22 protein-coding genes and 1 pseudogene are annotated in these 22,180 nt (G+C 68.8%); 18 read left to right on the plus strand and 5 right to left on the minus strand.

From position 1 onward, the window contains the following. Positions 1-211: pseudogene (locus AB4Z09_RS25165) on the minus strand (DUF3515 domain-containing protein); the annotation flags it as partial. Position 212: 1 nt separating this feature from the next. Further along, positions 213-458, minus strand: coding sequence for an Lrp/AsnC ligand binding domain-containing protein (locus tag AB4Z09_RS25170; protein WP_114722495.1), 246 nt, complete (start codon positions 456-458; stop codon positions 213-215). A gap of 200 nt (positions 459-658) precedes the next feature. Between AB4Z09_RS25170 and AB4Z09_RS25175 the strand changes: the two genes are divergently transcribed. The 4 genes from AB4Z09_RS25175 to AB4Z09_RS25190 are packed head-to-tail and all read left to right on the plus strand — an operon-like array spanning position 659 to position 3,649. After that, positions 659-1,672 (plus strand): thiamine-phosphate kinase, encoded by a 1,014-nt coding sequence (locus AB4Z09_RS25175; protein WP_442240942.1) that lies wholly within the window; start codon positions 659-661, stop codon positions 1,670-1,672. Between the two features lie 9 nt (positions 1,673-1,681). After that, on the plus strand, positions 1,682-2,203 hold the full coding sequence (locus AB4Z09_RS25180) for a gamma carbonic anhydrase family protein (RefSeq protein WP_442240934.1): 522 nt from the start codon (positions 1,682-1,684) through the stop codon (positions 2,201-2,203). After that, positions 2,203-2,880, plus strand: coding sequence for a uracil-DNA glycosylase (locus AB4Z09_RS25185; RefSeq protein WP_429519880.1), 678 nt, complete (start codon positions 2,203-2,205; stop codon positions 2,878-2,880). Before AB4Z09_RS25180 ends, AB4Z09_RS25185 begins: the two co-directional genes overlap by 1 nt. 28 nt (positions 2,881-2,908) lie before the next feature. Next, positions 2,909-3,649, plus strand: a complete 741-nt coding sequence (locus tag AB4Z09_RS25190) for a hypothetical protein (RefSeq protein ID WP_147283536.1) — start codon at positions 2,909-2,911, stop codon at positions 3,647-3,649. A gap of 27 nt (positions 3,650-3,676) precedes the next feature. Here the strand turns inward: AB4Z09_RS25190 and AB4Z09_RS25195 are convergent, their stop codons facing one another. Then, the gene (locus AB4Z09_RS25195) at positions 3,677-4,471 is read right to left on the minus strand and encodes an enoyl-CoA hydratase/isomerase family protein (RefSeq protein ID WP_114722491.1); all 795 of its coding nucleotides are present in this window, start codon (positions 4,469-4,471) and stop codon (positions 3,677-3,679) included. A gap of 158 nt (positions 4,472-4,629) precedes the next feature. Next, complete coding sequence (gene rpmB / locus AB4Z09_RS25200) at positions 4,630-4,821, minus strand: 50S ribosomal protein L28 (RefSeq protein ID WP_031940602.1); 192 nt, start codon at positions 4,819-4,821, stop codon at positions 4,630-4,632. A 313-nt stretch (positions 4,822-5,134) separates the two neighbouring features. Here rpmB and AB4Z09_RS25205 point away from each other — a divergent pair, with 313 nt between their 5' ends. The 11 genes from AB4Z09_RS25205 to AB4Z09_RS25255 all read left to right on the plus strand — a co-directional run bounded on the left by AB4Z09_RS25205 (position 5,135) and on the right by AB4Z09_RS25255 (position 17,858). Beyond that, the gene (locus AB4Z09_RS25205; RefSeq protein ID WP_258557956.1) at positions 5,135-6,778 is read left to right on the plus strand and encodes a DAK2 domain-containing protein; all 1,644 of its coding nucleotides are present in this window, start codon (positions 5,135-5,137) and stop codon (positions 6,776-6,778) included. Between the two features lie 91 nt (positions 6,779-6,869). Continuing rightward, positions 6,870-9,125: an ATP-dependent DNA helicase RecG gene (gene recG / locus AB4Z09_RS25210; RefSeq protein ID WP_442240935.1), complete on the plus strand. Its 2,256-nt coding sequence runs from the start codon at positions 6,870-6,872 to the stop codon at positions 9,123-9,125. Between the two features lie 197 nt (positions 9,126-9,322). After that, positions 9,323-12,730 (plus strand): pyruvate carboxylase, encoded by a 3,408-nt coding sequence (locus AB4Z09_RS25215; RefSeq protein WP_442240936.1) that lies wholly within the window; start codon positions 9,323-9,325, stop codon positions 12,728-12,730. 28 nt (positions 12,731-12,758) lie between these two features. Beyond that, positions 12,759-13,325 (plus strand): 16S rRNA (guanine(966)-N(2))-methyltransferase RsmD, encoded by a 567-nt coding sequence (gene rsmD, locus AB4Z09_RS25220; protein WP_114722487.1) that lies wholly within the window; start codon positions 12,759-12,761, stop codon positions 13,323-13,325. After that, positions 13,322-13,816 carry a pantetheine-phosphate adenylyltransferase gene (gene coaD, locus AB4Z09_RS25225; RefSeq protein WP_114722486.1) on the plus strand — a complete coding sequence of 165 codons (495 nt, stop codon included), beginning with the start codon at positions 13,322-13,324 and terminating at the stop codon, positions 13,814-13,816. The genes rsmD and coaD overlap by 4 nt, the downstream gene beginning before the upstream one ends. Before the next feature lie 149 nt (positions 13,817-13,965). Continuing rightward, on the plus strand, positions 13,966-14,721 hold the full coding sequence (locus AB4Z09_RS25230) for a DivIVA domain-containing protein (protein ID WP_114722485.1): 756 nt from the start codon (positions 13,966-13,968) through the stop codon (positions 14,719-14,721). 149 nt (positions 14,722-14,870) lie between these two features. Then, positions 14,871-15,512: a YceD family protein gene (locus AB4Z09_RS25235; protein WP_442240943.1), complete on the plus strand. Its 642-nt coding sequence runs from the start codon at positions 14,871-14,873 to the stop codon at positions 15,510-15,512. Between the two features lie 2 nt (positions 15,513-15,514). Continuing rightward, positions 15,515-15,697, plus strand: a complete 183-nt coding sequence (gene rpmF, locus AB4Z09_RS25240; protein ID WP_081880878.1) for a 50S ribosomal protein L32 — start codon at positions 15,515-15,517, stop codon at positions 15,695-15,697. 16 nt (positions 15,698-15,713) lie between these two features. Beyond that, positions 15,714-16,508, plus strand: coding sequence for a ribonuclease III (gene rnc, locus AB4Z09_RS25245; RefSeq protein WP_442240937.1), 795 nt, complete (start codon positions 15,714-15,716; stop codon positions 16,506-16,508). Positions 16,509-16,533: 25 nt separating this feature from the next. Beyond that, a complete protein-coding gene (gene mutM / locus AB4Z09_RS25250) occupies positions 16,534-17,400 on the plus strand; it encodes a bifunctional DNA-formamidopyrimidine glycosylase/DNA-(apurinic or apyrimidinic site) lyase (protein ID WP_114722483.1) in 867 nt (288 codons plus the stop codon). Between the two features lie 5 nt (positions 17,401-17,405). Continuing rightward, positions 17,406-17,858, plus strand: a complete 453-nt coding sequence (locus AB4Z09_RS25255) for a hypothetical protein (protein WP_442240938.1) — start codon at positions 17,406-17,408, stop codon at positions 17,856-17,858. Between the two features lie 56 nt (positions 17,859-17,914). Here AB4Z09_RS25255 and pdxR read toward each other — a convergent pair whose 3' ends face one another. Beyond that, positions 17,915-19,387 (minus strand): MocR-like pyridoxine biosynthesis transcription factor PdxR, encoded by a 1,473-nt coding sequence (gene pdxR, locus AB4Z09_RS25260; protein ID WP_442240939.1) that lies wholly within the window; start codon positions 19,385-19,387, stop codon positions 17,915-17,917. 98 nt (positions 19,388-19,485) lie between these two features. Between pdxR and AB4Z09_RS25265 the strand changes: the two genes are divergently transcribed. The 3 genes from AB4Z09_RS25265 to kdpA all read left to right on the plus strand — a co-directional run bounded on the left by AB4Z09_RS25265 (position 19,486) and on the right by kdpA (position 22,171). Beyond that, on the plus strand, positions 19,486-20,124 hold the full coding sequence (locus AB4Z09_RS25265; protein ID WP_442240944.1) for a pyridoxamine 5'-phosphate oxidase family protein: 639 nt from the start codon (positions 19,486-19,488) through the stop codon (positions 20,122-20,124). Positions 20,125-20,350: 226 nt separating this feature from the next. Next, positions 20,351-20,449, plus strand: a complete 99-nt coding sequence (gene kdpF / locus AB4Z09_RS25270) for a K(+)-transporting ATPase subunit F (RefSeq protein WP_114722480.1) — start codon at positions 20,351-20,353, stop codon at positions 20,447-20,449. Between the two features lie 21 nt (positions 20,450-20,470). Next, positions 20,471-22,171, plus strand: a complete 1,701-nt coding sequence (gene kdpA, locus AB4Z09_RS25275) for a potassium-transporting ATPase subunit KdpA (protein WP_114722479.1) — start codon at positions 20,471-20,473, stop codon at positions 22,169-22,171. Positions 22,172-22,180: the final 9 nt, after the last annotated feature.

A 22,180-nucleotide genomic window follows, 5' to 3' on the forward strand; every position in this document is an offset into this window, starting at 1 on the left:
GTGCGGCGGGCGCCTGGACGGGGCCGAGGCCGACGGGCTCGGTGACCGGTGTGCGGCCGGCGATGGCAGCCGCGGCGATCACGCCGACGACGAGGGCGACCGGAAGCGCGATGGCTGTCGCGATCAGTGCGGGACTGCGCTTCTCCTTCTCCTGCGGCTCCGCACGGTGCTGTTCGGTCTGCTCGGATGGGGTGTGTTCGGGTTCGGACATCTCAGTTCTCGGTCGGTGCGGTCGGTGCCGCGATCTGGCAGGTCAGGATTCGGGTGATGCCCTGAACCTTCTTCATGTCGTCGACGACGTCGGACAGTCCGTTCTCGCCGTGTGCGCCCACGCGGGCGATCACGTCGTAGGGTCCGACCACGTCCTCGGCGGAGTCGACCCCCGGGATGCGTGAGAGCGTGGCCGCGACTGCAGCGGCTTTGCCGACCTCGGTCTGAATCAGTACGAAAGCCTGCACCGCGGGTCCGTCCCTTCCCGTCGTCGTGCGCCGGTATCTCGGTAGAGTCTCGAGAGATCCGGGACCCCCGGAACGCCGCCTCCGGCATTCCGTGCCGGGATACCGGCCGCAAATAAAAGGTACCGCAGTCGCGGGACTCGAACCCGTGACCCGGCACGGCTGGACCATCCACCACCGGGACCGACGCTGGGAGGCCGATCATCGACACCGCAGGACCCAGGCGCGACGACGCCGATCGCACGGTCGCCGACATCGGCGAGTTCGCGGTGATCGGACGGGCGGTCGAGGGCCGCCGGCAGCCGGCGACCACGCTCCTCGGGCCGGGGGACGACGCCGCGGTGGTGCGCGCGGCCGACGGCAGGGTCGCGGTGTCGGCGGACATGCTGGTCGAGGGCCGGCACTTTCGCCTCGATTGGTCCACTCCCGAGGAGGTGGGTCGAAAAGCGGTGGCGCAGAACGGCGCGGACATCGCCGCGATGGGTGCCCGGCCGACGGCCTTTCTGGTGTCGCTGGGCTGCCCCTCCGACACCCCGGTGTCGGTGGCTGCGGGGATCTCGGAAGGAATCGGGCTCGCGGCCGAGGCGCTGGACGCCGGAGTGGTGGGCGGCGACCTGGTGCAGTCCGACCACGTCGTCGTGTCGGTCACGGTGCTCGGGGACCTCGAGGGGCGCGCGCCGGTCCTCCGGGCGGGAGCAGTTCCGGGCGAGGTCGTCGCGGTCGCGGGCACGCTCGGGCGGTCGGCCGCGGGGCTCGCGCTGCTGCTCGCCGACCTTGCGCGTCCGGGGGAGGACACCGACGAGGTGTCTGCCGCGCTCGTCGCCGCGCACCGGGTGCCGACGCCGCCGTACCGCGCCGGCATCGAGGCCGCCCGCGGTGGCGCGTCGGCCATGACCGACATCTCCGACGGACTCGTCGCGGATCTGGGGCACATCGCGGAGGCGTCCGGCGTCCGGATCCGGATCGACCGGAACAAGATCGAGCTCGACCGGATGCTGGTCGCCGCGGCGCAGCGGGTGGGGGTCGATCCGTGGGACTGGATCCTGACCGGCGGCGAGGACCACGCCCTCGCCGCGACGTTCCCCGCCGGGACGCCCCCGCCCGACGGGTGGACGGTGATCGGCGAGGTCGCCGGCGGTGAGGACGGTCCTGCGGTGCTCGTCGACGGGCACCCGTGGACGGTGTCCGGCGGCTGGCAGAGCTTCGACGCGGGATAGGTTGCAGGCATGGCTATCTACGCACTCGGTGATCGCGAGCCGGACATCGCGCCGGACGCATACGTCCATCCTGACGCCGTCGTGATCGGCGCCGTCACGCTGGGGTCGGGCGTCTCGATCTGGCCGCAGGCTGTCCTGCGCGGCGACTACGGCACCATCAGTGTCGGCGCGGGCACCAACATCCAGGACGGCACGATCGTCCACTGCACCTCGATCGACGCCACGATCATCGGTGCCGGGTGCGTCGTCGGCCACAACGCGCACATCGAGGGTGCGACGATCGGCGACAACTGCCTCATCGCGTCCGGATCGGTCGTCCTCAATGGATCCGTCGTCGGCGCGGGTTCGGTCATCGGTGCGGGAGCGGTGGTCCCGTTCAAGTTCGAGGTGCCGCCGCGCAGCATGGCGCTGGGCGTGCCGGCGAAGGTCCGCGAGGGGTACGAGGTTCCCGAGGGGCACCTCGACCTCAACGTCAAGCTGTACCAGGCCAATGCCGCGTTCTACCGTGACGCGCTGCGCAGGCTCGACTGATGGCGGCCAAGGCGCTGGCCGATCTGGTCGATCCCGGATGGGCGAAGGCCCTCGCGCCCGTCGAGGGTCGCATCGCCGAGATGGGGGAGTTCCTGCGCGCGGAGATCGCGGACGGTCGTAGCTACCTTCCCAGCGGGGAGAACGTCCTGCGAGCTTTCACGAACCCGTTCGAGGACGTGCGGGTGCTGATCGTGGGTCAGGATCCGTACCCGACTCCGGGTCATGCTGTGGGACTGAGCTTCTCGGTGGCGCCGGATGTCCGGCCGGTGCCGCGGAGCCTGAACAACATCTTCGCCGAGTACACCGAGGACCTCGGCTACCCGACCCCGTCCAACGGCGACCTCACGCCGTGGACCGAGCACGGCGTGCTGTTACTCAACAGGGTGCTCACCGTCGCGCCCGGTGACGCCGGCTCGCACCGTCGCAAGGGCTGGGAGACGGTGACCGAACAGGCAATCCGGGCACTGGTGGAACGGCAGGCGCCAATGGTGGCGATCCTGTGGGGGCGCGATGCGTCGACGCTGAAGCCGATGCTCGGCGACGTCCCGACCATCGAGTCGGCGCACCCGTCGCCGCTGTCGGCGCGGCGCGGATTCTTCGGGTCGCGCCCGTTCAGTCGCGCCAACGAACTGCTCGCGGATCTCGGTGCGGACCCGGTGGATTGGCGGCTGCCGTGAGGACCGGTTCGTCGTCAGGGTGTCGATCATGACCACACCTGTCGAATCCGTCCGCGTGCTGGACACGGAAGACGGTCAGGTCCTCGAGATCGGCAGGCGGTCGCGCCCGGTTCCCCGCCGGTTCCGGGTCGCGACGGTCGCCCACGAGGCGAACCGAGTGCACCTGCACTCCGACGACGGCCGGATCCTCGCCGCGTCGCCCGGGCAGTTGTCCATCGTCCCGTACCTCGTGCCGGCCCAGGAAAATCCGCACTACGAGGAGCAGGACGAGCGGGCCTTCCTCGATGCTCCGAACCTTCCGGCCGCCGATATCGAGGTGTCGGGTTCGGACGTGCCGCTGAGCGATCCGGTGTTGGGTGAGATCGTCGTGCGAGTGCCGTCGGTCATGGGCTACACGGCGGAGATCCCGGAGGCCGGCAGGTTCGGCGGTCGGCCCGTCGGGGTGCTGTTCGACGGCGTGAGCCGCGCGCGGATCGAAGAGTTGCTACCGGTGGTGCGTGACATCCTGGCGGATCTGACGGCGGTTCACGATGCGGCCGTCGGCTACCTGTGGGAGTGGGGGCGTGACGAAGGCGACACCGACGAAGATCGTGCGCGGTTCGTCGCCGGGTTCGGCGTGGAGGCCGTCACCGTCTACCACTCGGGCGATTTCGGGATCGATCTCTCCGACGACGAGGGATTGTTCGAGCAGGCCTTCATGGATGGCTACTGGCCGAAGGTGCACCTTCGTGCGGACCGGACCCCGGTCGCCGTGACCGTGGAGGCCTGACGGGCGACCGGGATCCGCGGATCGCAACTACGCGTTGCGAACGGACGAGAAGTCCGGGCGGCGCTTCTCGACGAACGCGTCGACGCCCTCGCGTCCGGTCGGGCCGTCGGCGGCCGCGGAGATCGACGCGGTCTCGGCGTCGAGCTGCTCGGACAGCGTGTTGGTGCGGCTGCTCGTGAACAGTGTCTTGATGCCCGAGTACGCGGCGGTCGGTCCGGCGGCGAGGGTGCGTGCCACGCGCAGCGCCTCGTCGTACACCTGATCGTCCTCGACGAGGCGGCTGAGAATTCCGAGACGCACGGCTTCCTCGCCGTTCAGCACCGCGTCGGTGAGGAGGATCTCGCGGGCCCGGGACGCGCCGACGACCCGGGGGAGCGTCCACGACATGCCGCCGTCCGGGGTGAACCCGATGGACGGGTACGCCGGACGCAGCTTGGTCGACGTTCCACCGATCGCGATGTCGGACAGGCACACGATGCTCATGCCGGCGCCGGCCGCCCACCCGTGGACGGCCGCGACGATCGGAACGGTCGTCGCGTCGAGCGCGCGGACGAACTCGTGGAACGCGGCCGCCACCTCGCCGACGAACTCGCCACGCTTCTCCGCCGACGCGAATGCCCGTACGTTGCCGCCCGCGCAGAAGTTCGCGCCGTCGCCGGCGAGTAGCACGGCGCCGATCTCGCTGCCGGCCTCGCGCAGGGCGGTGGTGGCTTCGGTGATTCCGTCGATGTCGAGAGAGGTTCCGTTCGCGGAGGTGGCCACGGCCACCCGCAGGACACCGTCCTCGATGCGGACATTGCTCGGTGCGTCAGTTGCAGTCACGTGAGCACAGTAGCCGCCGGACCCGAACCGATCGGAAGTTCGGTCCCACCTACCGCGACGGATCCGTACCCGACCTGCCCTGATCTGCCCCGAAGACGACTGAACCCCCGACACCGAGGGTGTCGGGGGTTCAGTCGAAGACTGTCCTGGTGGCCGAATCAGCCGCGGACGACCTTGCCTGCCTTGAGGCAGGAGGTGCAGACGTTCAGCTTCTGGGTGTTGCCGGGGGCAACCTGAGCGCGAACGGTCTGGATGTTCGGGTTCCAGCGACGGTTGGTACGCCGGTGCGAGTGCGAGACCGACTTACCGAAGCCGGGCCCCTTGGCGCATACGTCGCAGACGGCAGCCATAGTCGCGAACTCCTTGTGATAGTGAAACATTGTCTTGTGCTTGCCTACGAACACGCGAAGTAGAACCACTCGTGCGAGGCAACCCTGCAAGGGTAACCGCATCTGCACGGATTGGCCAAATCATCGGACCCACGGAGAAAACACACACCGTCGGGCCCAAGAACGAAGGACGCGAACGAACGTACACGGTCGCCGCGCTCGGGCCACCACGGGTATGTCGGACCCACCGCTAGGCTTGGCTGCCGGGGCCACCTCTTCTATAGGGAGCGCGTCCCGTCAGCGTGTGGAACCGGTGCAGGGAGAGGACAGGCGATTGCTCGAGGTCCTGGAGACGGTGGACGGCACGGCGCTGCACCGATGGGCCCGCGCCTGTGCCGCCGGTATCGAGAAGCACTGCGACGAGATCAACGACCTCAATGTCTTCCCCGTGCCGGACGCCGACACCGGAACCAATCTGTTGGCGACCATGCGGTCGGCGGTCGACGCACTGTCTTCTCTGGGCAGTGCCGCGGCGAGCGCGTCCGGCGTCGCGAAGGCGCTCGCGCGCGGCGCGGTGACCGGTGCCCGCGGAAACTCGGGGGCGATCCTCTCCCAGGTTCTGCGCGGGGTGGCCGAGGCCGCGGACACCGATCTGATCGATGCCCGGACACTGCGCTCGGCGTTGCGGCATGCCGCGGCCCTCGCGCTCGAGGCCGTGAGTGTTCCGATGGAGGGCACGATCGTGACCGTTCTGGCGGCGGCCGCCGACGCGGCCGAGCAGGGGCACGCGGACGCGCGGCTGTCCGAGATCGCGACGCTGGCCGCGGACGCGGCCGCCGAAGCGTTGATGCGCACGCCGACGCAGTTGGACGTCCTCGGTGCGGCCGGTGTGGTCGATGCGGGCGGCCGCGGGCTGGTCGTCATCCTCGATGCCCTGGTCGAGGTCGTCACCGGGCAGGCCCCGGAGCGTGCCCCGTTCCGGACTCCGGGCGCGGACGAGCGAGACGGCGAGAACACCTGCGTCGTCGACCACGTCGCGCATGCCGTGTCGGGCCAGGACTACGAGGTGATGTACCTGGTCGCGGAGACGGACGCGGACCACATCGCGCGACTGCGCGCGCGGCTGTGCGAACTGGGCGACTCGGTGGTCATCGTCAGTGACGGCAGCGACGGTTCGGCCACCTGGTCGGTGCACGTGCACTGCAGCGACGCCGGTGCCGCGGTCGAGGCGGGGCTGGACGCCGGCCGCCTGCGCGGTGTCCGGATCACGTGTTTCGTGCTCGACGCCACCCGCACCGAACGACCGCGTGAGCTGGGGGCGGCTCCGCGCGCCGTGCTGTCGGTCGTCGAGGGTGAGGGTGCGGCGGAACTGTTCGCGCAGGAGGGTGCGCACGTGCTGCGGTCCGACGGCACGATCACGCGGGCGCAACTGCTCGCCGCGATCCGCGCCACCGGTCACGGTGAGGTGATGGTGCTGCCCAACGGCGCACTCGCCGCCCAGGACCTGGTCGCGGTCGGCGCCCAGGCGCGTGCGGACGACCGGGAGGTCGTGTTCCTGCCGAGCTCGTCGACGGTCCAGGCGCTGGCGGCGATCGCGGTCCACGACGCCGATCGGATCGCGGTCGACGACGCATTCGCGATGTCGGAGGCCGCTGCGGCCACGAGGTGGGGCTCGCTGCGGATCGCCGACGAACGCGCGCTCACCTACGTCGGGACCTGCGAGCCGGGCGACGGGCTGGGGCTGGTCGGTCACGAGGTGGTGGTGATCGAGCGGGACGTCGCGGCGGCGGGATGTCGTCTCGTGGATCTCGTCCTGGGTGCCGGCGGCGAACTGGTGACCATTCTGTTGGGCGCAAAGGCCACCGACGAGCTGGGGGAGCGGGTCGCCGGCTACATCACGTCCCGGCACCCCGGTGTCGAGGTCATGGTTTATACAGGCGGGCAGAGCCGCGACCTGTTGCAGTTCGGGGTCGAGTAGAGGGCGAGTGGATGGCGACTGTGTCGATGCGATGGGCAACGGGGATGCGATGGGCGACGGAACGGGATGCGCGCGGTCAGGAGGACTTGGCATGGCGACGCTGAGCGACCGGCTCGACCACCTGCTGGGTGCGAAGACCGCCGACGCCCTCGGTGAGGCGTTCGACATCCGTACGGTCGAGGACCTGCTGCGGCACTATCCGCACCGGTACGCGGCGCAGGGTCGGGAACTGACGGAGAAGGAACCCGAGGAGGGCTCCCACGTCACGATCATCGCCCGCGTCGTGTCCGCGGATGTCGTGAACATGAAGAGCCGACGCGGGCAGATGCTCAAGGTCGTACTCGCCGCGGAGTCGCAGAGCGTCGACGTCACCTTCTTCAATCCGCACAAGGTCAAGCACGCGGTCCGCAAGGGCGTGCGCGCGATGTTCTCGGGCACCGTCAAGTACTTCCGGGGCAAGTGGAGCCTGACCCATCCCAGCTACCTGATCCTGCCGGAGCCGGAAGAGTCCGAGGATCCGATCGTGCCCATGGCACACGTGCAGGGCGCCGGGGCGCTGGCCGGGTTGGCGCGCGCCACGCAGGATTCCGGGGCGGCGGTGGACATGTCGATATTCGATCGCGAACTGATTCCGCTCTACCCGGCCACTCGTGAGGTCGAGAGCTGGACCCTGCTGCGGTGCGTCCGTCAGGTGCTCGATCAGCTCGACGAGGTGGAAGATCCCCTGCCGCGATCGATCCGGGACGAGCACGGGCTGATCGGGCTCGACGAGGCGTTGCGCACGGTCCACCTCCCCGACACCCGTGACGACATCGCGCGGGCGCAGGAGCGTCTCCGGTTCGACGAAGCCGCGGCGCTGCAGCTGGTCCTGGCCCGGCGTCGGCGGGACGTCGCGGCCCGCGTCGCGCCGCAGTGTCCGGCGAAGCCGGACGGCCTGGCCGCGGAGTTCGACCGGCGGTTGCCGTTCGAGCTGACCGACGGGCAGAAGGAGGTGGCGCAGGAGATTTCCGCCGACCTGGCCTGCCCACATCCGATGAACCGGTTGCTGCAGGGCGAGGTGGGCTCGGGAAAGACGATCGTCGCGCTGCGGGCGATGCTGCAGGCCGTCGACGCCGGGTACCAGTGCGCGCTGCTCGCACCCACCGAGGTGCTCGCCGCGCAGCATGACCGGTCGCTGCGCGCGATGCTCGGACCGCTCGGGATCGCGGGTGAACTCGGCGCCGAGGACCTTGCCACCAAAGTCACCCTGCTGACGGGATCGATGTCGACGGCCGTCAAGCGCGCCGCCCTGCTCGACATTGTGACCGGCGACGCCGGCATCGTGATCGGTACGCACGCGCTGATCCAGGACAATGTCCAGTTCTTCAACCTCGGGTTCGTCGTGGTCGACGAGCAGCATCGGTTCGGCGTCGAACAGCGTGACGAACTGCGCTCCCGGGCCCGTGACGGACTGAGCCCACACCTGCTGGTGATGACCGCGACGCCGATTCCGCGCACCATCGCGATGACGGTGCTCGGTGACCTCGAGACGTCGACGCTCCGGCAGCTGCCGCGCGGCCGCTCGCCGATCGTGAGCAATGTCGTCGCGGCGCGGGAGAAACCGCAGTGGGTGGCCCGGGCGTGGGAGCGGATCCGAGAGGAGGTCGCGGACGGCCGCCAGGCGTATGTCGTGTGCTCGCGGATCGGTGACGGCGACAGCGAAGCCGACATGATCAAGGCGGGCAAGGAGCCGCCGGACACCAAGTCCGCGGTCGAGCTGTTCGACGAGTTGAGGTCCGGTCCCATGCGCGACCTGCGGGTCGGTCTGCTGCACGGGCGGCTGCCGTCGGACGAGAAGGACGCGGTGATGCGCGACTTCTCGGAAGGCGCGATCGACGTGCTGGTCTGCACCACGGTGGTGGAGGTCGGTGTCGACGTCCCCAACGCCACGGTCATGGTGCTCGTCGACGCGGACCGCTTCGGCGTGAGCCAGTTGCACCAGTTGCGTGGCCGTGTGGGCCGCGGTGGCCATCAGGGGCTGTGCATCCTCATCACCGAGATGCTTCCGGGGTCACCTGCCTTCGAGCGGCTCAGTGCCGTCGCAGGCACCAACGACGGATTCGAACTGGCCCAGCTCGATCTGCGGCAGCGGCGCGAGGGCGACATCCTGGGGTCTGCGCAGTCGGGCAGTGTCACGACACTACGACTGCTCTCGCTCCTCGAGCACGAGGACGTCATCGCCGCTGCGCAGGAATTTGCGCGCCGGGTCACCGAGTCCGATCCGGACCTCACCGAGCATCCCGGACTGGCGGCGATGGTGACGTCCGCGCTGGACGCCGAGAAGATCGAATTCCTGGAGAAGTCCTAGCCGGAAAACCGTGCCGGATCCGGCCACGCGGAACCGCACGAACGGTCTGGCGGGTGTCTGTCCAGCACGGTTCTTCTCTTGTTTGCAAACTTGCCAATTTTGCACGTCAGGGGCGAGATTTGTGAAGCTTGCGAAGCATCCCGCATCGTGAGAGGGTGCCTCCGCGGAGTGGCCTGCGGCACGGTACTTTTCTTCCCATGTTCACCAAAGTTCTCGTCGCCAACCGCGGCGAAATCGCGATCCGCGCGTTCCGTGCCGCCTACGAACTGGGCGCCGGAACGGTCGCGGTGTTCCCGTACGAAGACCGCAACTCGGTGCACCGTCTGAAGGCCGACGAGGCCTACCAGATCGGCGAGGTCGGCCACCCGGTCCGCGCGTACCTGTCGGTCGAGGAGATCGTGTCGGCGGCCGAGCGGGCCGGCGCGGACGCGATCTACCCCGGCTACGGATTCCTGTCGGAGAACCCCGATCTGGCGGCGGCGTGCGCGGCGAAGGGCATCACGTTCGTCGGCCCGTCGGCGGAGATCCTCGAGCTGACCGGCAACAAGGCGCGCGCGATCGCGGCGGCGAAGGCGGCGGGTCTGCCGGTGCTGGCGTCGTCCGAGCCGTCGGCGGACGTGGAGGAGTTGCTCGCGGCAGCGGAGGACATGGAGTTCCCGGTCTTCGTCAAGGCCGTCGCCGGTGGTGGCGGACGTGGCATGCGCCGGGTCGCCGAGCGGGCGCAGTTGCGTGAATCGATCGAGGCCGCCTCGCGTGAGGCGGAGTCGGCGTTCGGTGACCCGACGGTGTTCCTCGAGCAGGCGGTGATCGACCCCCGCCACATCGAGGTGCAGATCCTGGCCGACGGCCAGGGCGGGGTGATCCACCTGTTCGAGCGGGACTGCTCGGTCCAGCGCCGTCACCAGAAGGTGATCGAGCTGGCGCCGGCGCCGAATCTCGATCCGGCACTGCGGGATCGGATCTGCGCGGATGCGGTCGCGTTCGCGAAGCAGATCGGCTACCAGTGCGCCGGCACGGTCGAGTTCCTCCTCGACACCCGCGGCAATCACGTGTTCATCGAGATGAATCCACGGATCCAGGTGGAGCACACGGTCACCGAGGAGATCACCGACGTCGACCTGGTGCAGGCGCAGCTGCGCATCGCCTCCGGTGAGACCCTCGCCGATCTGGGCCTGTCGCAGGAGTCGATCACGATCCGCGGGGCGGCCCTGCAGTGCCGCATCACCACCGAGGACCCGGCCAACGGGTTCCGCCCCGACACCGGCCGCATCACCGCATACCGCACCCCGGGCGGCGCGGGCGTCCGCCTCGACGGCGGCGCGAACCTGGGCGCCGAGGTGGGTGCCTACTTCGACTCGATGCTCGTCAAGCTCACCTGCCGCGGCCGCGACCTCGAGGCCGCCGTCGCGCGGGCCCGTCGCGCCGTCACCGAGTTCCGCATTCGCGGCGTGTCGACGAACATCCCGTTCCTGCAGGCAGTGCTGGACGACGCGGACTTCCGCGCGGGACGCGTCACGACCTCCTTCATCGAGGAGCGTCCCGAGTTGCTGACTCTGCGCAGCTCGGCAGACCGCGGCACCAAGATCCTCAACTACCTGGCGGACGTCACGGTCAACAAGCCGCACGGCGCCCGGCCGACCACCGTGTACCCGCAGGACAAGCTGCCGACGATCGACCTGTCCGCTCCGGCCCCGGACGGCTCCCGCCAGAAGCTGCTGGCGCTCGGCCCGGAGGGGTTCGCGAAGGCACTGCGCGAGCAGAAGGCGCTTGCGGTCACCGACACCACGTTCCGGGATGCGCACCAGTCGCTGCTCGCGACCCGCGTGCGCACCTCCGGTCTGCTCGACGTCGCCGGCCACGTCGCGCGGATGACGCCCGAACTGCTGTCGATCGAGGCGTGGGGCGGCGCGACCTACGACGTGGCGCTGCGGTTCCTGCACGAGGACCCCTGGTACCGCCTCGCGGCTCTGCGGGAGTCCGTCCCGAACATCAACCTGCAGATGCTGCTGCGCGGCCGTAACACCGTCGGCTACACCCCGTACCCGGAGAAGGTGACGCGCGCGTTCGTGCAGGAGGCCGCCGACACCGGAATCGACATCTTCCGGATCTTCGACGCCCTCAACAACGTCGACCAGATGCGTCCCGCGATCGAGGCCGTCCGCGAGACGGGCACCACCGTCGCCGAGGTCGCGCTCTCCTACACCGGCGACCTGTCGAACCCCAACGAGAACCTCTACACCCTCGACTACTACCTCCACCTCGCCGAGGAGATCGTCGAGGCCGGTGCCCACATCCTGGCGATCAAGGACATGGCCGGACTGCTGCGCGCCCCGGCCGCGGCGAAGCTCGTGTCCGCGCTGCGTTCAAACTTCGACCTGCCCGTGCACGTGCACACCCACGACACCCCCGGTGGCCAGCTCGCGACCTACCTCGCCGCCTGGCAGGCCGGTGCGGACGCCGTCGACGGCGCCGCCGCCCCGCTCGCCGGCACCACCAGCCAGCCCGCGCTCTCGGCGATCGTCGCGGCCGCCGCGCACAGCGAACACGACACCGGCATCGACCTCCAGGCCGTGTGCGACCTCGAGCCCTACTGGGAGGCCCTGCGAAAGGTGTACGCGCCGTTCGAGTCCGGCCTGCCGGCCCCGACCGGACGCGTCTACACCCACGAGATCCCCGGCGGGCAGCTCTCGAACCTGCGCCAGCAGGCCATCGCCCTCGGGCTCGGTGACCGGTTCGAGGAGGTCGAGGCCAAGTACGCCGCCGCCGACCGCATGCTCGGCCGCCTCGTCAAGGTCACCCCGTCGTCCAAGGTCGTCGGCGACCTCGCCCTGCACCTCGTCGGCGCCGACGTCGCGGCCGACGAATTCGCCGCCGACCCCGCCAAGTTCGACATCCCCGACTCCGTCGTCGGATTCCTGCGCGGCGAACTCGGCACCCCGCCCGGCGGCTGGCCCGAACCGTTCCGCAGCAAGGCCCTCGAAGGCCGCGGCGCCGCGAAGCCGGAAACCCCGCTGACCGCGGAGGACGAGAAGGGTCTGTCGGGGTCGTCGAAGGAACGCCAGGCCACGCTCAACCGGCTGCTGTTCCCCGGCCCCACCAAGGAGTTCGAGGAGCACCGCGACAAGTACGGCGACACCTCGCAGCTCTCGGCCAACCAGTTCTTCTACGGCCTGCGCCGCAGCGAGGAACACCGTGTCAAGCTCGGTAAGGGCGTCGAACTGCTCATCGGACTCGAGGCCATCTCCGAACCTGACGAGCGCGGCTACCGCACCGTCATGTGCATCCTCAACGGCCAACTCCGCCCGGTGTCGGTCCGTGACCGCTCCATCGCCAGCGAGGTCCCGGCCGCGGAGAAGGCCGACAAGAACAACCCCGCCCACATCGCTGCGCCGTTCGCCGGCGTCGTCACCCTCGTCGTCGGCGAGGGGCAGCACGTCACCGCGGGCGACACCGTCGCGACGATCGAGGCCATGAAGATGGAGGCGGCGATCACAGCACCCCGCAGCGGTATCGTCACGCGCGTTGCCATCGGCGGCGTCCAGCAGGTCGAGGGCGGCGACCTCCTGGCGGTCGTCTCGACACGGGAGACCGCCGGCAACGACTGACGACCAGGCGAGTGAACAGGACTGCAGCGTGACAAGAATCGTCGCCGGCCGTGCCGGAGGCAGACGTTTGAAGGTTCCCGCGAGCGGGACCCGGCCGACGTCCGAACGAGTCCGCGAGGCCCTGTTCAGTTCGCTCGACAGCCGTATCGACCTCGAGGGCGCCGCCGTGCTCGACCTGTACGCAGGTTCCGGCGCCCTCGGGCTCGAGGCGCTCTCCCGCGGCGCCGAGCACGTGTTGCTCGTCGAGTCGGATACGAAGGCGGCCGCCGTCATCAAGCAGAACGTGGCGGACGTCGGCCTGTCCGGTGCGGTCGTGCGGACCGCACCGGTCGCGGCCGTCGTGGGCGGCACGGCGGAACGTGAATACGACGTCGTACTGGCCGATCCGCCGTACGCCGTGAGCGAGGACGCGGTGACTGCCGCCCTCGCCGCGCTGCTGGACAACGGCTGGGTCGGGGAGGGATCGATCGTGGTCGTCGAACGGTCGTCGCGCTCGCCGGAGACGTCGTGGCCCGAGGGCATGCGCGCCGAGCGCGTCAAGCGCTACGGCGAGACCAGAATCGAGGTCGCCACCTGCTACGGTCTGGATTCATGACTGGCGCTGTGTGCCCTGGATCCTTCGACCCCGTGACGAACGGTCACCTGGACGTGATCGGACGCGCCGCGGCGCTGTTCGACGAAGTCATCGTGACCGTGATGATCAACAAGAGCAAGCGTGGTCTGTTCACCGTCGACGAGCGCATCGAGATGCTCGAGGACGCCACCAGCCACCTGTCCAACGTGCGGGTCGCGTCGTGGCACGGACTGCTGGTGGATTACGCCAAGTCGCAAGGGATCTCGGCGATCGTCAAGGGCCTGCGCGGTGCCAACGACTTCGACTACGAGCTGCAGATGGCGCAGATGAACCAGAAGCTCTCGGGTGTCGACACCCTCTTCATCCCGACCAATCCCACCTACAGTTTCCTGTCCAGCTCGCTGGTCAAGGAGGTCGCGACGTTCGGTGGCGACGTGGCGGACATGGTCCCCGAGAAGGTGCATGCGCGGCTGATGAGCAGGATCGCCGAACGGGCCGCCGAGAACTCCTGAACGGGTCGGACGGTCCCGCTCGGCCGCGCCGTCCGGCTGTCGAGCGCAACACAACGGCCGACACACCGGCAGCCGCGGCGGCTGAGCCGCCGCAACTGGGGCAGACTGGATTCCAGCACCAGCGATGGCACTGACGATTGGGGTTGTGCGTGTACCGGGTATTCGAGGCACTCGACGAGCTTGTCGCGATCGTCGAGGAGGCGCGTGGAGTTCCGATGACCGCGGGGTGCGTCGTTCCGCGTGGCGACGTGCTCGAGCTACTGGATGACGTGCGGGACGCGATTCCTGGCGAGCTGGACGACGCGCAGGACGTCCTGGACCACCGGGACAAGCTCGTCGGCGACGCACGCCAGAACGCGGAGCAGACCGTGTCGAGCGCGAACGCGCAGGCGCACGAGACGGTCACCGATGCCCGCGAGAACGCGGACCGCATCCTCGCCGATGCCAAGGCGCAGGCCGACCGGATGGTCGCCGAGGCGCGGTCGCACGCCGAACAGTTGGTGCACGACGCCCGCGACGAGGCGGACGCCACCGTGGCCGAGGGCCAGCGCGAGTACGACTCGGTGACAGGCCGTGCGCGGGCCGAGTCGGACCGCATGATCGAGTCCGGCAAGGCGTCGTACGAGCGGTCGGTCGCCGACGGTGTCGCCGAGCAGGAACGGCTCGTCTCGCAGGCCGAGGTCGTACAGGCCGCCAACGCCGAGTCGGCGCGGGTGATCGATGCGGCCCACGCGGAATCGGATCGCCTGCGTTCGGAGTGCGACCTGTACGTCGACACCAAGCTCGCCGAGTTCGAGGACTTCCTGAACGGCACCATCCGGTCGGTCGGACGGGGTCGGCAGCAGTTGCGGACCGGTACCGGGGTTCCGGACTACGACGCCGGCTACGGCGAACGTCGGCGGTAGTAGGCCCGTAGTACCGGCCTTTCCGGCGACCCCGAATCCGGCCGTCTTCAGGCCGATTTTCTACTGGTTTCCTACCGATTTCCGGCCGATTTCCTACCGATTTCCTTCCTGGGCACCTGATCGCGTACCGTGGAATGGTTGCCCGTTCCATGTGCTTCCTGAAAGAGAATTCGTTGCCTTCCCATCATCCCAGTTCCTCGCGCCCCACTCGGGACGCGGGTTTCGTGCTGGACACGCTCTCGCTGGGCCGTCGTCCAGGTTCGATGCACACTGTGTCGCGGGTGGTACCGGCTCCCAATCGGATCGGTCTCGACCTGGTCGCGATCGAAAAGGGCACGGACGTGGAGCTCGACCTACGGCTCGAGTCGGTGTCCGAGGGTGTCCTCGTCACCGGGTCCGTTCACGCGGACACGGTGGGCGAGTGCTCACGGTGCCTCGAGCCGTTCACCGACACGGTGGATCTTCACCTCACGGAACTGTTCGCGTACCCGGACAGCGCCACCGAGGAGACCACCGAGGAGGATGAGGTCTACCGGATCGTGGACGACGAGATCGACCTCGAGCCGGTGATCGTCGATGCCGTCGGATTGGAGCTTCCGCTCCAGCCGTTGTGCAGCGACGATTGTGAGGGACTGTGCCCCGAATGTGGCGTTCGCCTGGCGATTGCCGAATCGGGACACAGTCATGAGACAATGGATCCTCGCTGGGCTGGGCTCGCAGCCAAATTCGGTGCAGGATCCGAAGCCAGCAATGCACATGCTGATGCCAGCAAGATCAACGAGGAGAAGTAGACGTGGCTGTTCCCAAGCGCAGAATGTCGCGGTCCAACACGAGGTCGCGACGGAGCCAGTGGAAGACCACTGCGCCCACCCTCATCACCTGCCCCAACCGTGGCTGTGGCGAGAAGACCCTGCCCCACGTCGCGTGCCCGTCTTGCGGCACCTACAAGGGCCGTCAGGTTACCGCCGCGGTCTAGTCTGTTCTGTGGCGCTGTGACCAGCATAAAAAGCAATACAGCACCCGCCGGCGGCGAGGGGGATCACGCATCGCTCCTCGCCGCTCTTGGCGTGCCTCTGCAGGAGCCGCTGTTGACGTTGGCGATCACGCACCGCTCGTACGCGTACGAGCACGGCGGGTTGCCCACCAACGAGCGTCTCGAGTTCCTCGGCGACTCGGTCCTCGGACTGACGATCACCGAGCGGCTCTATCTCGCGCACCCGGAGAAGTCCGAGGGCGAACTCGCGAAGATTCGCGCCAGCATCGTGAACATGCATGCCTTGGCCGAGGTCGCGCGTGGTCTCGGCCCGGGCGGGCTCGGTGCGCATCTACTCCTCGGCAAGGGTGAGGAGATGACGGGCGGCCGTGACAAGCCCAGCATCCTCGCCGACGGCATGGAGTCGCTCCTCGGCGCGATCCACCTGGAACACGGCATCGACACCGCCCGTCGGGTAGTGCTCGACCTGTTCGCCGATCTGCTCGCCCGCGCTCCGAAACTGGGTGCCGGCCTGGACTGGAAGACCAGCCTCCAGGAACTCACCGCGGAACGCGGAGTCGGCGTGCCGGTGTACGAGATCACCGCGACCGGTCCGGACCACGACAAGGAATTCACCGCGACGGTCGTCGTCGCCGGTGGCGCCCTCGGTGTGGGTGTGGGTCGTTCCAAGAAGGAAGCGGAGCAGAAGGCCGCCAGCACGGCCTGGAGTGCGCTGTCCGAGGCGGCCGGGTCCGCTGAGGCCGCCCAGTCTTCGGGACCTGCCGGGGCCGACGAGTCCGTCGCCGAGAAGTAACCCTTCGAATCGAGCGAGACGGACCGTGCCCGAACTTCCCGAGGTCGAGGTCGTCCGACGTGGCCTCGAGGCTCACGTCGTCGGCCACACCGTCGACAGGGTCGACGTGCTGCATCCCCGTGCGGTCCGTCGGCACCTGCCCGGTTCGATCGACATGGCCCGTCGGATCGAGGGCGAGACCATCGCCGCCGCTGAGCGTCGCGGCAAGTATCTCTGGCTGATCCTCGAGCCGAGCAACGTCGCGCTGGTCGTCCACCTCGGGATGAGCGGCCAGATGCTCGTGCAGGAACCCTCGGCCGCCGACGAGAAGCACCTGCGGATCCGGGCCCGGCTCGCGTCGGGAACCGACCTGCGCTTCGTCGATCAGCGCACATTCGGTGGGTGGGCGCTCGCCGATCTCGTCACGGTCGACGGCACGGAACTACCGGATTCGGTGGCGCACATCGCCCGCGACCCACTGGATCCGCGATTCGACCCCGACCGGGTCGTGAAGGTGTTGCGGGGCAAGCACACCGAGATCAAGCGGGCCCTGCTCGACCAGACGGTCGTGTCGGGAGTGGGGAACATCTACGCCGACGAGGCCCTGTGGCGCGCCGAGATTCACGGCAATCGCCCGACGGACAAGATCAGTGGACCGCGACTGCGCAGCCTCCTCGAGGCGGTCGAATCCGTCATGACCGAGGCGCTCGCACAGGGCGGCACGTCGTTCGACGCGTTGTACGTCAACGTGAACGGGCAGTCCGGCTACTTCGACCGCTCGCTCGCCGCATACGGGCAGGAGAATCTGCCGTGCCGGCGATGCGGTGCGCCCATCCGGCGCGAGAAGTTCATGAACCGCTCGTCGTACAGCTGTCCCAAGTGCCAGCCGCGGCCCCGCCTCGTTCGCGGATGAAGCGCATGCCCCTGACCGAGTCACAGCTCTCCGCATTGCCCGAAGGCTGGTGCGCCACTGCCCGGCCCAGTGAAGAATGCGACATGTCGCACTCGGGGATCGCAGAGGAAGTCGCTGTAGAAGTGTCAGCCGAGCATCCGTTGTTCGGGGTGGCGGTTGAGGTAGTAGCGCACGACGTCGCCTTCGACGACGTTCTCTGCCAGCACGTGGAGGATCCCGAACGCTTCACCGAGGTGCATTTGACCTGGGCGCGACGAGCGGAGAGCTTCGGGCTGCCCTCGATCGAGTGCGACGGTGGATGGGCGGATTTCCTTCGGCTGCAACAGGCGATATCCGCCGTGAGCGAGTCTGCTGCCGAGGAAGAGCGGCTCGGACTTCGGGAGCCGATGACGGAGGCGGGCACACCGTCCCGACCGATTGTCTTGCGGGCCCCGGCAAGTGGACTCGACTCCGAGTAGGGCAGTGCGGACGCATGCGCTGGGAGCACGCGACTACCTGTACGACCAGGGCAGGTTCACGAACCGTTCGTCGTGCAGCTGTCCCAAGTGCCGGCCGCGGCCCCGGTCGATTCGCGGATGACATCGGCGATCACCCTCGCCGCGGCATCGGCCCGCGATTCGGGCAACCGCGCGTAGCCGCACAACAGTCCGCGCGGGCCGTCGTCGCGTATTCGATACGCCCCCAGCCCCCGAACCGTCACTCCCCGTCGTTCCAGTTCCGCCGCGATCGCGGCATCGTCGACCCCGTCGGGCAGGCGCAGCGCCACGTGCAACCCTGCCTCGACGCCGCTCGGCTCGACGTCGGGCAGGTGTCTGCGCAGGCTGTCGACGAACGACTGTCTGCGGGCCGAGTAGGTTCGCGCGGCACGGGCCAGATGCCTGCTGAGCGAGCCGGATTCGATGAACCGTGCGAGAGCGGCGGAGGTGATCGTGGAGGCGGATTCCCCGCTGATCTGCAGCGCCTGGCGGACCGCGGTCAGCATCGGTCTCGGCGGGACGAGCCACGCGAGCCGTAGGGCGGGGGACAGGATCTTCGATGCGGTACCGACGTACGCCACGCAGTCGTGGCCCCCGTCGATCGACCGCAGCGCCGGCAGTGTCGAAACGCCGTATCGGAATTCGCCGTCGTAGTCGTCCTCGATCAGGAGGCGATCCGCGGTGAGTGCATCGGAGACGAGTCGTGCGCGGCGTGCGGCCGGCATCCGTGCACCGATCGGATACTGGTGTGCCGGTGTGCAGTACACCGCAGCGTCGGTCTGCCGGATCAGCGCCGGGTCCAGGCCGTCGTGGTCGACCGGGACCGGGCGGACGAGCGCGCCCGCGGATTCGAGGGTGTGTCGCGCCCTCGAGTATCCGGGTTCCTCGAATGCGAGATGACGGCCGGACAGTCCGCGGGCCGCGGCGAGGGCGCGAAGTGCCGACAGCACTCCCGGCACGATCACGAGTTCGTCCGGACGAACGGCGATCCCGCGGGTCCGACGCAGGTGCACCGCGAGCGCCTCGCGCAGAAGCAGGTGTTCGTCCGGCCCCGGAACGCGGTGGGGGACGGGTGCGGAGGTCACGCCGCGCCACGCGCTGCGCCAGTCCCGGTCCGAGATGAGGCCGGTGTCGGGGTATCCGGGGGAGAGATCGATCGTGTTGTCCCGGTGGTCGTTCGGCGCATTCTCGTCGGGAAGGACGGTCGGCGCGACGTGCGAACCGACGCCGGCACGGGCCGCGGCGTCGGCGCCGGGAGCGATCCGGGTATCGGACCCGGCCCGGGTGACCACGTAGCCCGCGGCCGCCAACTCGTCGTAGGCGTCGACGACCACCGTCCGTGAGATCCCGAGATCGGCGGCCAGGGACCGTGAGGCGGGGAGGACGTCTCCCGGGCCGAGGGCGCCCGTGCGCACGGCCTCCACGATCGCGGCGGCGACGCGCCGGCGCAGAGGTTCGCCGGCCGGCGCGAGTTCGAGATGCAGGTGTACATCGCGCGAGGTGCGGGCCATGCCGTCACAATACTGGTCTGCAATGATCGCCGATTCTGGTTCTGTATACGAGACCGGAATTGGGCCAGGCTGGAACCGTGACTACAACTACCCCCGAACTGGGGCGAATCCGCCGACTTCCCGAACGCTCCCGCCCCGACCGCGCCGACCTGGACGCCGTGCTGGACGCGGCGGCCGTCGGCACCCTCGCGACGGTCGTCGACGGCCTCCCGTGGGCCGTGCCGATGCTGTACGCGCGCGTCGGTGACCGGATCCTGCTGCACGGATCGACCGGTGCCGGTGCACTCAGGCATGTCGCGGCCGGCGCACCCGCCGCCCTGAGCATCACGCTGCTCGACGCGATCGTGGTGGCCGACAACCTTTTCAACTCCTCGGCGAACTACAGGTCGGCGGTGGTGCGGGGAAACCTCGAGCKGGTTCCCGACGACGTGGCCGAGACCGCCCTCGTCGCGCTGTCCGACGCCCTCATACCCGGGCGCAGCGGCGAGGTCCGGGAATCCACCCGCAAGGAGCTTGCGGCGACCCTGACGATTGCGTTGCCGATCGATCCGGGGCAGTGGACGGTCAAGGCCCGTTCCGGCCCGCCCGGCCCGGGCGATGGGAATCCTGACGTCTGGGCGGGACTGGTTCCGATGCGAACGATTGCGGCAGAGCCGGTCCGGGCGACCTGGGTCCGTGACGACGTGCCGGTCCCGGCGTCGGTGCGCGCGCTCACAGCGAGGCACGAGGGCGCGTAAAGATCGTGTCAATGACCTCGGATGGCGGCGTCAGTAGAGCGTAAGAGCGACGGCTGCATGGCAGAAACGGGTGCACGCTCCACAGTGAGCGTCGAGATGCGGCGCCCTGATCCATGAGGAAGTCGAAGAGGAACGCCATGGCTGATATGGCCTACGTCGGGTTGATCATCGGTGTTTTCACCGTCTGCGCGCTCGTGCTGCGAGGTCTTCAGGCGCGGAGCATGCGGTGACCGTCGCGGGGACGGTCACCGTAGCCGTCGTCGTGATCGCCGCTGCCCTGGTGATCTACCTGCTCATCGCGCTCCTGAACCCCGAGCGGTTCTAGTCTCCGAGAGGTCATACCCACATGAATCCCGCTCTCGCAGCGGGACTGCAGATAGCACTGGTCGTGGCCGTGCTTGCGATTCTGTATGTCCCCGTCGGTGACTACATGGCGAAGGTCTACACCACCGACACAGATCTCCGATCGGGCGATCTGCGCATCGAGTCCCTGCTGTACCGGCTCTGCCGGATCAACCCCCGTGCCGAACAGACCTGGTACGGCTACGCCGGAAGCCTGCTCGGGTTCTCGGCCGCGAGCGTCGTGTTCCTCTACTTCCTGCAGCGCGTGCAAGGAGTACTACCGCTGAACGGCGGGCTCGAAGGTGTGAGTCCGGCCGTGGCCTTCAACACGGCGGCATCCTTCGTCGCGAACACCAACTGGCAGTCGTACGTACCCGAGACGACGATGAGCCACCTCACCCAGTCCGCCGGCCTGGCGGTGCAGAACTTCGTCTCCGCGGCGGTCGGTATGGCGGTGGCCGCGGCCCTGATCCGTGGATTCGTCCGCGTCTCGCGCGGCGGTGAAATCGGCAACTTCTGGGTGGACCTCACCCGCGGCTGCCTGCGGATCCTGCTGCCCATTGCGTTCGTGATCGCGCTGATCCTGCTGAGCCAGGGCGTGATCCAGTCGTTCCATACCGGATTCGCGTCGACCGGGCTCGACGGAAACGGCGTCACCAACGCGCTGGCGCCCGTCGCGTCACAGGAAGCGATCAAGGAACTCGGCACCAACGGCGGCGGCATCCTGGCAGCCAACTCGGCGCACCCGTTCGAGAACCCGACCCCGCTCACCAACATCGTCGAGATCCTCGCGATCCTCCTCATCCCGGTGAGCCTGACGCGCACGTTCGGCACCATGGTCGGTGATCGCCGGCAGGGCCTGACGCTGCTCGCTGTCATGTCGACCCTGTACTTCGGACTGCTCGCGGTCACCCTGGCCGCCGAGTCCGGGGCGCGCGGTGTCGCGGCCACCGCGGCCGGTTCGATGATGGAGGGCAAGGAAGTGCGGTTCGGAATCCCCGGATCGGCGCTGTTCGCGGTCACCACGACCGGAACCAGCACCGGCGCGGTGAACTCCGCGCACGACAGTATGTCGCCGCTCGGCGGCGGCGCCGTGCTGCTCAACATGCTGCTCGGTGAGATCGCTCCCGGCGGTGTCGGTACGGGTCTTTACGGCATCCTCGTGCTCGCACTGATCGCGGTGTTCGTCGGTGGCCTGCTGGTCGGCCGGACGCCCGAGTACCTCGGCAAGAAGCTGGGACAGCGTGAGATCACCCTCGCGGCGTTGTCCGTGCTCGTGATGCCCGCCCTGGTGCTGATCGGCACCGGGATCACCGTGATCCTCGGATCCACCGTCGGATACCTCGGCAACAGCGGCGATCCGGGCACGCCGGGATCCATCCACGGATTCAGCGAGGTGCTCTACGCGTTCGCGTCGGCGTCGAACAACAACGGCAGTGCCTTCGGTGGCCTCACCGTGACCAGCGACTGGTTCCAGTCGGCCCTCGGTGTGTGTATGCTGCTCGGCCGCTTCCTGCCGATCCTCTTCGTCCTGGCGCTCGCGGGATCGTTGTCCGCACAGCGCAAGACACCTGCCGGCGCCGGCACCCTGCCTACGTCCGGCCCCATGTTCGCGGGCCTGCTCACCGGCACCGTCGTGCTGGTCGCGGCCCTCACCTTCTTCCCGGCCCTGGCACTCGGGCCCATCTCGGAGGCCCTGCAATGAGTCTGCGGA

The sequence above is a fragment of the Rhodococcus sp. TAF43 genome (assembly GCF_052113525.1).
Classification (GTDB): Bacteria; Actinomycetota; Actinomycetes; order Mycobacteriales; family Mycobacteriaceae; genus Prescottella.

Coding starts and splice junctions, on each gene's coding strand:
- AB4Z09_RS25215 (WP_442240936.1), top strand. CDS start 9,323: ATGTTCACCAAAGTTCTCGTCGCCAACCGCGGCGAAATCGCGATCCGC.
- recG (WP_442240935.1), top strand. CDS start 6,870: ATGGCGACGCTGAGCGACCGGCTCGACCACCTGCTGGGTGCGAAGACC.
- AB4Z09_RS25255 (WP_442240938.1), top strand. CDS start 17,406: ATGCCCCTGACCGAGTCACAGCTCTCCGCATTGCCCGAAGGCTGGTGC.
- coaD (WP_114722486.1), top strand. CDS start 13,322: ATGACTGGCGCTGTGTGCCCTGGATCCTTCGACCCCGTGACGAACGGT.
- pdxR (WP_442240939.1), bottom strand. CDS start 19,387: ATGGCCCGCACCTCGCGCGATGTACACCTGCATCTCGAACTCGCGCCG.
- rpmB (WP_031940602.1), bottom strand. CDS start 4,821: ATGGCTGCCGTCTGCGACGTATGCGCCAAGGGGCCCGGCTTCGGTAAG.
- AB4Z09_RS25235 (WP_442240943.1), top strand. CDS start 14,871: ATGTGCTTCCTGAAAGAGAATTCGTTGCCTTCCCATCATCCCAGTTCC.
- AB4Z09_RS25190 (WP_147283536.1), top strand. CDS start 2,909: ATGACCACACCTGTCGAATCCGTCCGCGTGCTGGACACGGAAGACGGT.
- AB4Z09_RS25180 (WP_442240934.1), top strand. CDS start 1,682: ATGGCTATCTACGCACTCGGTGATCGCGAGCCGGACATCGCGCCGGAC.
- kdpA (WP_114722479.1), top strand. CDS start 20,471: ATGAATCCCGCTCTCGCAGCGGGACTGCAGATAGCACTGGTCGTGGCC.
- AB4Z09_RS25185 (WP_429519880.1), top strand. CDS start 2,203: ATGGCGGCCAAGGCGCTGGCCGATCTGGTCGATCCCGGATGGGCGAAG.